This window comes from Syntrophomonas zehnderi OL-4 (genome assembly GCF_000983115.1).
Classification (GTDB): Bacteria; Bacillota; Syntrophomonadia; order Syntrophomonadales; family Syntrophomonadaceae; genus Syntrophomonas_B; species Syntrophomonas_B zehnderi.
Map to the genome: position 1 here is coordinate 58,284 of NZ_CGIH01000042.1, position 8,562 is coordinate 66,845.

Here is an 8,562-nt window from a genome sequence, read left to right on the forward strand (position 1 = left end):
ACCACCGCGGAAGCTAAAGCATCCGCTACCAGACTAATTTTTACCCTGGCTATTTTCCCCGGTGGGGGAGGCTTCAGCCTACCTGGACAATCTTCTGTCCAGCGCAAATTACACCACCGCGGAAGCTAAAGCATCCGCTACCAGACTAATTTTTACCCTGGCTATTTTCCCCGGTGGGGGAGGCTTCAGCCTACCTGGACAATCTGCTGTCCAGCGCAAATTATACCACCGCGGAAGCTAAAGCATCAGCTACCAAACTATTTTTTACCCTGGCTATTTCCCCCGTAGGGGAGGCTTTAGCCTCCCTGGACAATCTGCTGTCCAGCGCAAATTACACCACCGCGGAAGCTAAAGCATCCGCTACCAAACTATTTTTTACCCTGGCTATTTCCCCCGTAGGGGAGGCTTTAGCCTCCCTGGACAATCTGCTGTCCATCGTAAATTACACCACCGCGGAAGCTAAAGCATCCGCTACGAGTATAAAAAAAACTGTATCTATTCATGTCCAGGTCTAGGGGTTGAGGGGGTGGTAGGCTCAAAATAGTCATATTTCTTTTTCAGTATGACTACATCAACACGGCGGTTCATGGCCTGGCTGATACTGTTTTCGTTCGGTACCAAAGGACGATATTCCCCGTAACCGATAATCGAAAGGCGCTCGGGTGAGATACCGGCTTCACTCTGGAGCACTTGCACTACATTGGAAGCGCGCAAAACCGATAATTCCCAGTTGGAAGGAAATTTGGCGGTGTGGATAGGCCGGTTGTCGGTATGTCCTTCCACACGGATATAGTTAGGTATGTTAACTAGGGACTTGCCCACCTGGACAATAATCGCCTGAGCCTGGGGCGTAAGATCAGCAGAACCGCTGGCAAAAAGCAGGGTATCTTTAAAACTGATGACCAGGCCTCGCTCCTGCTCAATAATGTTTATATAATTGCTCAGTTTGGTCGTAGTTTGACCACTCCCCGGGTTACTGACCTGCAACTCCTCCGCCTTTATGAAGGCCTCGATCTGTTCCTTGACCGCCTGCAGCTCGCCCTGTTGCACATCAGGAGAACCAGGTGTCTCCGGACGGGCTGTACCGGCCGCACCCTCAATTATGGAGGGGCCCGGGGATTCCAGCAAGGTTTGCGACTGTCCCTTCAGCACAATATTTAATGAACTGGCCATGGCCGCATATTTATCTATATCTACTTTACTCATGGCATACATCATGACAAAAAAGACCATCAAAAGGGTGATGAAGTCCGCGTAGCTGATCAGCCAGCGTTCCATTCCGGCTCCTTTGTCTTCTTCGCCCCCATTGTTCTTCTTGCGCCGGGATCCCGCCATATGATCACATCCTCATCTCTACGTTCTCTTCCTGGGTAATAACATCCCTGATTTCAACGGGCAGGAAGGTCAGCAGTTTTTCTTTAATAACGCGCGGATTTTCGCCTGCCTGTATGGATAGGATCCCTTCCAGGATCATCTCCATCAAGAGGATATCCCGACCGGTTTTAACCTTAATTTTGGTGCCAAATGGTATCCACAGGAGGTTGGCGGAGGCAATACCATACAGGGTGGCCATGAAAGCCACGGCTATCTTGGGCCCCAAGTCATCCGGGTTGGTCAGGTTAGCCAAAACGTTAACCATCCCCATGACCGTTCCGATAATACCCATCGTCGGCGCGAAACCGCCCATGGCATTAAACATATCATAACCGACTTTTTCGCCGTTTTCAAAGGCTTCTATCTCCATTTCCAGCATGCTTCTGGTCAAATCAGGATCAGTTCCGTCAATAACCAGCTGCAGCCCGCGGGCCATAAACTGGTTTTCAATCGTGGAGAGCTGGCTTTCCAGGCTAAGCAATCCTTCCCGGCGGGCTTTATCGGCTGTATCCACCAGTGAATCCAGGACTTCGGCATAATTTACTTTCTTTTCCGCAAAAATAACCTTGCAAAAATAGGGGATTTTCTTCAATTCGTCAACCGTGAAACTAGCGATGGTAGCCCCAAACGTTCCGCCAAATACAATCATGGCCGCAGTTGGGATTAATAGTGCTCCTAACAAACCGCCTTCTTCCAAAAAGGCCAATATCATCATACCTATGCCTAAAACTAGGCCTATTAGAGTAGTTAGATCCATTAACTAACCCCTCTCCCACAACATTTTTTGTATTTCTTCCCGCTCCCGCAGGGACAAGGGTCATTACGGCCGATCTTGTCACCTACCCGAACCGGTTTTTTTTCAGTTCCTTCGCCTTGGTTTACAATCATCTTGCGTTCTTCCGGTTTTTCAATAACCTTCACCCGCAGGATATATCGCACCACATCTTCTTTAATGCTAAAAACCATTCCCTGGAAGGCTTCAAAGGCTTCAAATTTATATTCAATGAGCGGATCCCGCTGGGCATATGCCCGCAGATTAATGCCGTTTCTGAGCTGATCCATCGCATCAATGTGATCCATCCATTTATTGTCGATGATCCTTAACATGATGGCCTTCTCAATTTCCCGCATCGTTTCAAAACCCAGTTCTTTTTCCCGTTCTTCATACAGGGCCCGGGTTTTTTCCTGAAGCAGTTCCTTGACTTCAGGTTTGGTCATCCCTACGAGGGTTTCGCGTTTAAAATCATGTTCAGGCAGAACATTTTGCTCAATATAGACCAGTAAACCTTCCAGATCCCACTCATCCGAATATTTCATTTCCCCGGCAAAGCTGTCTACTACTTGGTCGATGACATCGTCTATCATACTTAAGATAGTATCTTTTAAATCTTCGCCGAACAGAACCTTTTTACGTTCCTCGTAAATAACCGCTCTTTGCTGGTTGATTACGTCATCGTATTCCAGAACGTTTTTACGGATACTAAAGTTTCGGCCTTCAACCTTTTTCTGAGCATTTTCCAAAGCCCGGGAAATCATTTTGTTTTCAATCGGCATATCATCATCCATGCCCAGACGATCCATAAGTCCCTCGATGTTGGAAGAACCAAACAAACGCATCAGATCATCTTCAATAGATACATAGAAACGGGATTCACCGGGATCTCCCTGACGTCCGGAACGTCCCCTAAGCTGGTTGTCAATACGCCGTGATTCGTGTCTTTCCGTGCCTAGCACATACAGCCCGCCCAGATCCCTGACACCGTCTCCCAGCACTATATCAGTTCCGCGGCCGGCCATGTTGGTCGCAATGGTAACCGATTGGGCCTGCCCGGCACCGGCAATAATCTGGGCTTCCTGTTCATGATGCTTGGCATTTAAAACCTGGTGCTTAATACCGCGCTTGGCTAACATGCCGCTTAAAAGCTCGGATTTTTCTATGGAAATGGTACCTACCAGCACCGGCTGCCCGTTTTTATGGCGTTGAACAATGTCCTCCAGTACCGCTTGAAATTTGCCTTCTTCGGTGCGATACACAAAATCAGGGTTGTCCTCTCTAACCATAGGCATATGGGTAGGTATTACCACGACATCCATGCCATAAATATTTCGAAATTCATCTTCCTCGGTTTTGGCCGTACCCGTCATTCCAGCCAGTTTTTTGTACATACGAAAATAGTTTTGGAAGGTAATGGTGGCCAAGGTCTGAGATTCCTTTTCAATCTTGACCCCTTCCTTGGCCTCTATGGCCTGATGCAAACCATCGCTGTAGCGACGTCCGAACATTAGACGTCCGGTAAATTCATCAACAATTATTACCTGGTCATCCTTGACCACATAGTCGCGATCCCGGCGCATTAAAGCGTGAGCCCGCAGACCCTGGTTGACATGATGAGCCAGTTCCATATTATCGGCCAGGTTTTCAATGTTAAAAAACTTTTCTACCCTTTTTACGCCTTCCTCGGTCAGGGTAACTACATGCGCTTTTTCATCCACCTTGTAATCTTGTTCATTTTCCAGGCGGGGAATAAACTTGGCAATCTTGTAATACAAATCGGTAGGTTTATCACCTTCTCCGGAAATGATCAGCGGAGTGCGGGCTTCATCTATGAGAATGGAATCGACCTCATCTATGATGGCATAGTTTAGAGGCCTTTGAACCATATGCTCAGAAGCGACCACCATATTATCACGCAGGTAATCAAATCCTAATTCGTTGTTCGTTGCATAGAGAATATCACACTGGTAAGCAGCCCGGCGTTCATCATAGTTTAAACCATGCACAACCAGGCCTACGCTTAGTCCGCAGAATTCATAAACGGGCCGCATCCATTCAGAGTCTCGAAAAGCCAGGTAATCATTAACGGTTACAATGTGGACTCCCTTGCCTTCCAGCGCATTCAGATAGGCCGGCAACGTAGCCACCAGGGTTTTGCCTTCCCCGGTCTTCATTTCAGATATTCTGCCTTTATGCAAGACCATGCCGCCGATAAGCTGCACATCGAAGTGCCGCATACCCAGGGTTCGGCGTGAAGCCTCGCGAACCAGTGCAAAGGCCTCTGGTAATATATCGTTGAGTCTTTCGCCATTCTTTAATCTTTCGCGAAATTCTTCTGTTTTCAGGGGGAAATCCCCGTCAGCCAGGGCCTGCATCTGAGCTTCCAGCGCGTTAATCTCGTCAACCGTCCCCCGCAGCTTTTTAACCTCTTTTTCATCATTATCCAGCCACGCCTTAACTAAATCTTTAATCATCTCAATACCCTCTTTCTGGAAGCAGAGGAACGTTCTTTTTGCTTCCATTTCCCCGGGAAGCAAAAAGAACGTCCCCTGCTTCATGCTTCCCACGATAAAGAATGAGGAACCATAACGGTCCCTCATAGCAGTTTAAACAATTTAATATTATCATTTTGCCCGCCAGGCTTCAACTAATCAAAGTCCGGCTCGATCAGGCCATAGTTGCCGTCCTTTCTTTTATAAACCACATTGACTTCCTCAGTCTGGGCGTTGTAAAAAACGAAAAAAGTATGCCCCAAGAGGTTCATCTGCATAATGGCTTCTTCTTCATCCATCGGTTTAAGGGCGAAGCGCTTGGTTCTTACAATCTTAAATTTGTCAGGGGTATCGTTTTTTTCGTCCAACTCCCTTTGAATCTCATCGGCTACGGCTTTTTTCAAGCCTGCGCCGCGATGGCTCCTGTATAGTTTGGTTTTATGTTTTTCTATCTGTTTTTCCAGTTTTTCGACCACCAGGTCGATCGATGCATACATATCCTCTCCGGCTACTTCTCCCCGCAGAATAACTCCGTTTAAGGGAATGGTAACTTCTACTTTGTGACGTTCCCCTTCCACCGAAAGGACCACCTGGGCAGTACTGGCGTCATCAATGTATTTTTCTAGCTTGGAAAGTCTCTTGGTTGTATAGTCCTTTAAAGCATCAGTGATTTCGATATTCCTTCCTCTGATATCCATTTTCATACGACCACTCCTTTCCCTTGTGTACTCTTATTATACTCAATTTTAACAGTATTCTGCACATTAATTTAGAGAACGGTTAGAGGCAACAGAGAATATAAGATCTGTCATCCTAAGGAGCCGCAGGCGGTGAAAGTCTATGAAAATCGCTAACGTGATGCGGATAGGGAAGCTTTGCTTACCTGCGGAAGCTAAAGCATCCGCCACGGCTGCTTTACCAAAAGCCTCCATCCTAATTATCAGGTTTTTAAGCATATTTGATGATGCTGCTAATAGCGTCTGATTAATTAAAGATAAAATCCCCTTTCAGGGACTACTGGTGCTCCCTAGCGGTCGCTATTAAGGTTGCGCCCTACGGGCACTACTGATATGAACTTCGTTCATAATTAAGGTTGCTATGTAAATCTGTCTTATCTGTGTAATCTGTGTCTATTAAATCCGCGTCAATTCCTATTTAAAATACAAAACCGGGCCTTTAAGGCCCGGCATAATAATCAATCATTTTAATATGCGGCTTGTTTTTGTCTCTGGAAGCAGTCCAAACAGTAAACCGGTCTTCCTTCTACGGGTTTGAAGGGAACTTCTGTTTCAGTCCCACACTCCGCACAGGTAGCCACAAACATTTCTCGCGGAGCTTTGTTGCCACTGCGGTTACGACGATTCTGTCTGCAATCTTTGCAACGCTTGGGTTCATTTTCGAAGCCCTTTTCACTGTAAAACTCTTGTTCACCAGCCGTAAAAACAAAATCCTGACCACAGTCCTGGCACACTAAAACTTTGTCTTCGAACATTTAAAAAAATCCCTCACTTTTTTGTATATTGCCGGATAATACACCATCTAAAGAACTGACTTCCCGACTATTACAGATAATTATAAACGCTGTAAATAAAAATGGCAAGAACTGTAGCCCGGTAATTGCAACGGGTTAAAAACCCCATTAGTTGCGGCGAGGAGACGAGTGGCCTTGGCGCATGGCTTCCTGGTAGGCATTTTGAACCTTCTTGCTGTCAGGCGAATGCAAACTCCGATTGATCGCGGCCTTATCTTTTAGCAGGCTATGGCTTTGTTCATCCATCTTATTGATATCGCCCAGAAGATCACCCAGCCGGGCCAGGGTGTGCTGCAAGGATTTATAATCTTCTTCATTAAGCCTGGATTTCAGCCTGCTGAGGACAAAATCATCAATGCCCAAGAGTTGCTTGACCTCGGCTTGTATAAGCTGGTTATCATTATTTAAGCGGTCGATTACCCAGGCCATTTGTTGGCGTTTCTTAAGCAAATCGTTAAGATGCTCCGGTTTATTAATCCAATCTTCACCTGCGAGCAGATCCACCTGACGCGCCGCTAGGTCAGCTATAGTATGATAGATCTGTTCCTGAGCCTGAAAGTTTTCAATAATTTTTTGAATCAATAAGGAGACCGACACTTAAACTCATTCCTTCATAATGATTGCCATTGCCAACCAGCATTGCCGCGTGAATCCGCGTTATCCGCGTCTATTAGTTAACTCTTCTGATCGATAAACCAGGCTGAATTCAAAACTTCTCCCTGATCATAAGCCAATTGGGCCTTCTTGTTTTCCCTGGTCTTATTAAGCTTATTCATAATAACCGGCATAGCTTTTTGCATTTTGTCCTGGCAAATAGCGTCATTGGTTTGGATATTTTTAATCAGTGCCTGAATTTCATCCATTATCTGATTATTCATAGCCTGACCGGTTGCCTGGTTTGGGGAAAGGGATTGATCGCTGCTTGGAGTCGGGAGATAATCAAGTTTTTCAATAAGGTTTATTATTTTCTGGCGTTCATCCAGCAATTCCAATATAGTTTCCAGCGGCCATAATTCCTCGTTTTCAGCCTCCAGCAAGGATTTTTGTTTTGCAGAAATCATGTATATATCTTCAAAAAGCCTTCTGGCCTGGAGCAGATTTTCGGTTGTTTCAGCATTAATTTCGCCCGCCATTTTTTCACCCCTTGACATTAATAGTTTTAAGCGGCGGGTCTTCAGCGGCCGTATTTTTTACAGCCGCCGGGGTATTGTTTAACCCTTTCATGGCTTCATTCCAAGTGTTTCGTAAGTCCAGGACAAACCCATTGACCTCATCCAAAATAGTGATATCCTTTTTAATATTGGCTTGGGCCAGTTGATGCAGCAAGTACTCATAGAGGGTGTACAGGCTGGCGGAAATTTCATAATCCATATTAAGGGAAGACATTAATTCTATGATAATATCTTCGGTTTTCATGATATCCTGATGAGCAAGATTCATGTCCTTTTGCACGATGGCATTTTTAGCATTGTTAATATTTTTAAGGGCAGCATCATACAGCATGATCAGCAGCTTTTCCGGCGCTACTGTTTCCACGCTGGTTTTTCTGTACTGATCATATGCTTGCGCGTTCATATTCAATAGTATGGGCCTCCTTAACCTGCTTGGGTAGATTACTAAAACATCTTACATCTAGGCTATTTCATCGACCAGCAGACCCACCATTTTGTCCAGCATGGCGATAATTTCCGTCTGAAATTCCAGCACATCATCCGGCGGAAGTTCCCGGATTACCTGCTGCGATTCAGTATCGACCACTTTCACTTGGTAACGTCCGGTGTCCTTATAGAGTTTAAATTCCAGATGGTAATTAGCCATTTTCATGGCTTGATTGAGCAGTTCGGTGGTCTTCTGCAAACTCTGCTCGTCTGCTTTAGGTGATGATTTCAGATCCTCGATTTTAATCTGCTTCTTCTCGGGTTCTCGAATCTTCTCAGCATTTTTGCCGACTTCAGGGCCGTTGCCAATTAAATCAAAAGTCGATCCAACGCCTTCTACTTTCATAAGCTTTCCTCCCCGTAATCATAGGTTTTTACTTTAGGGATTTATTATTTTATCGTTTATTTGAGCCAAACCCTTTAAATATTTTCCCGGCACTTAATGTTTAATAACCAGGAGCGTCAGTAGTCCCGCTGCTATTAATCACTTAAGAACACTGTTTTTAGGAATCAAACTGAGACTTTTGCATAATTCAAAAAAATATTCGAAAAAAGATAAGTCAAAGCTATCTGTTATAATTAGCAATAACATTTATTACCATGTTGGCTAAGATATAACAGTCAGACTATGACAATTTCCGAAAAAGGACATAGTACCCCCTTCAAAGTATTTTGTTCTTTTAAAACCCGATAGATTTAAGTTATGCAGCCAGCGACTGCGTATTGCTATCT

The 8,562-nt window shown here is 45.2% G+C and carries 11 protein-coding genes; 2 read left to right on the forward strand and 9 right to left on the reverse strand.

The features are described from left to right. The first annotated feature begins 173 nt into the window (after nt 1-173). A complete protein-coding gene (locus tag AAV90_RS11940) occupies nt 174-515 on the forward strand; it encodes a hypothetical protein (protein WP_046499466.1) in 342 nt (113 codons plus the stop codon). On the opposite strand, the gene AAV90_RS11945 is transcribed toward AAV90_RS11940, so the two are convergent. From AAV90_RS11945 to hpf, 4 genes are all read right to left on the reverse strand, one after another. Beyond that, nucleotides 496-1,335 (reverse strand): flagellar motor protein MotB, encoded by an 840-nt coding sequence (locus AAV90_RS11945; RefSeq protein WP_046499469.1) that lies wholly within the window; start codon nt 1,333-1,335, stop codon nt 496-498. The two genes, AAV90_RS11940 and AAV90_RS11945, sit on opposite strands and share 20 nt — an antisense overlap. A 4-nt stretch (nt 1,336-1,339) precedes the next feature. Continuing rightward, nucleotides 1,340-2,131, reverse strand: a complete 792-nt coding sequence (locus tag AAV90_RS11950; protein ID WP_046499472.1) for a flagellar motor protein — start codon at nt 2,129-2,131, stop codon at nt 1,340-1,342. Beyond that, complete coding sequence (gene secA, locus AAV90_RS11955; RefSeq protein WP_046499510.1) at nt 2,131-4,623, reverse strand: preprotein translocase subunit SecA; 2,493 nt, start codon at nt 4,621-4,623, stop codon at nt 2,131-2,133. Before secA ends, AAV90_RS11950 begins: the two co-directional genes overlap by 1 nt. A gap of 173 nt (nt 4,624-4,796) precedes the next feature. Next, nucleotides 4,797-5,345: a ribosome hibernation-promoting factor, HPF/YfiA family gene (gene hpf, locus AAV90_RS11960; protein WP_046499474.1), complete on the reverse strand. Its 549-nt coding sequence runs from the start codon at nt 5,343-5,345 to the stop codon at nt 4,797-4,799. A gap of 136 nt (nt 5,346-5,481) precedes the next feature. On the opposite strand from hpf, the gene AAV90_RS14985 reads away from it, so the two are divergent. Beyond that, entirely contained in the window at nt 5,482-5,625 is a 144-nt protein-coding gene (locus tag AAV90_RS14985) for a hypothetical protein (RefSeq protein WP_157609562.1), read from the forward strand. Between the two features lie 220 nt (nt 5,626-5,845). Here AAV90_RS14985 and AAV90_RS11965 read toward each other — a convergent pair whose 3' ends face one another. The 5 genes from AAV90_RS11965 to AAV90_RS14205 form a co-directional block, all read right to left on the reverse strand. After that, on the reverse strand, nt 5,846-6,133 hold the full coding sequence (locus AAV90_RS11965) for a zinc-ribbon domain containing protein (RefSeq protein ID WP_046499478.1): 288 nt from the start codon (nt 6,131-6,133) through the stop codon (nt 5,846-5,848). A gap of 147 nt (nt 6,134-6,280) precedes the next feature. Continuing rightward, a complete protein-coding gene (locus tag AAV90_RS11970) occupies nt 6,281-6,769 on the reverse strand; it encodes a hypothetical protein (RefSeq protein ID WP_046499481.1) in 489 nt (162 codons plus the stop codon). Nucleotides 6,770-6,846: 77 nt separating this feature from the next. Next, entirely contained in the window at nt 6,847-7,305 is a 459-nt protein-coding gene (locus AAV90_RS11975; protein WP_046499484.1) for a flagellar protein FliT, read from the reverse strand. 4 nt (nt 7,306-7,309) lie between these two features. Further along, the gene (gene fliS, locus AAV90_RS11980) at nt 7,310-7,747 is read right to left on the reverse strand and encodes a flagellar export chaperone FliS (protein ID WP_046499512.1); all 438 of its coding nucleotides are present in this window, start codon (nt 7,745-7,747) and stop codon (nt 7,310-7,312) included. A gap of 57 nt (nt 7,748-7,804) precedes the next feature. After that, the gene (locus tag AAV90_RS14205) at nt 7,805-8,176 is read right to left on the reverse strand and encodes a flagellar protein FlaG (RefSeq protein WP_052729768.1); all 372 of its coding nucleotides are present in this window, start codon (nt 8,174-8,176) and stop codon (nt 7,805-7,807) included. Nucleotides 8,177-8,562: the final 386 nt, after the last annotated feature.

What these genes read in the sequence shown, in the direction of transcription:
- AAV90_RS14205 (WP_052729768.1), bottom strand. Translation starts at nt 8,176, where the DNA reads ATGAAAGTAGAAGGCGTTGGATCGACTTTTGATTTAATTGGCAACGGC.
- hpf (WP_046499474.1), bottom strand. Translation starts at nt 5,345, where the DNA reads ATGAAAATGGATATCAGAGGAAGGAATATCGAAATCACTGATGCTTTA.
- AAV90_RS11945 (WP_046499469.1), bottom strand. Translation starts at nt 1,335, where the DNA reads ATGGCGGGATCCCGGCGCAAGAAGAACAATGGGGGCGAAGAAGACAAA.
- AAV90_RS11950 (WP_046499472.1), bottom strand. Translation starts at nt 2,131, where the DNA reads ATGGATCTAACTACTCTAATAGGCCTAGTTTTAGGCATAGGTATGATG.
- AAV90_RS11965 (WP_046499478.1), bottom strand. Translation starts at nt 6,133, where the DNA reads ATGTTCGAAGACAAAGTTTTAGTGTGCCAGGACTGTGGTCAGGATTTT.
- AAV90_RS11975 (WP_046499484.1), bottom strand. Translation starts at nt 7,305, where the DNA reads ATGGCGGGCGAAATTAATGCTGAAACAACCGAAAATCTGCTCCAGGCC.
- secA (WP_046499510.1), bottom strand. Translation starts at nt 4,623, where the DNA reads ATGATTAAAGATTTAGTTAAGGCGTGGCTGGATAATGATGAAAAAGAG.
- AAV90_RS14985 (WP_157609562.1), top strand. Translation starts at nt 5,482, where the DNA reads ATGAAAATCGCTAACGTGATGCGGATAGGGAAGCTTTGCTTACCTGCG.
- fliS (WP_046499512.1), bottom strand. Translation starts at nt 7,747, where the DNA reads ATGAACGCGCAAGCATATGATCAGTACAGAAAAACCAGCGTGGAAACA.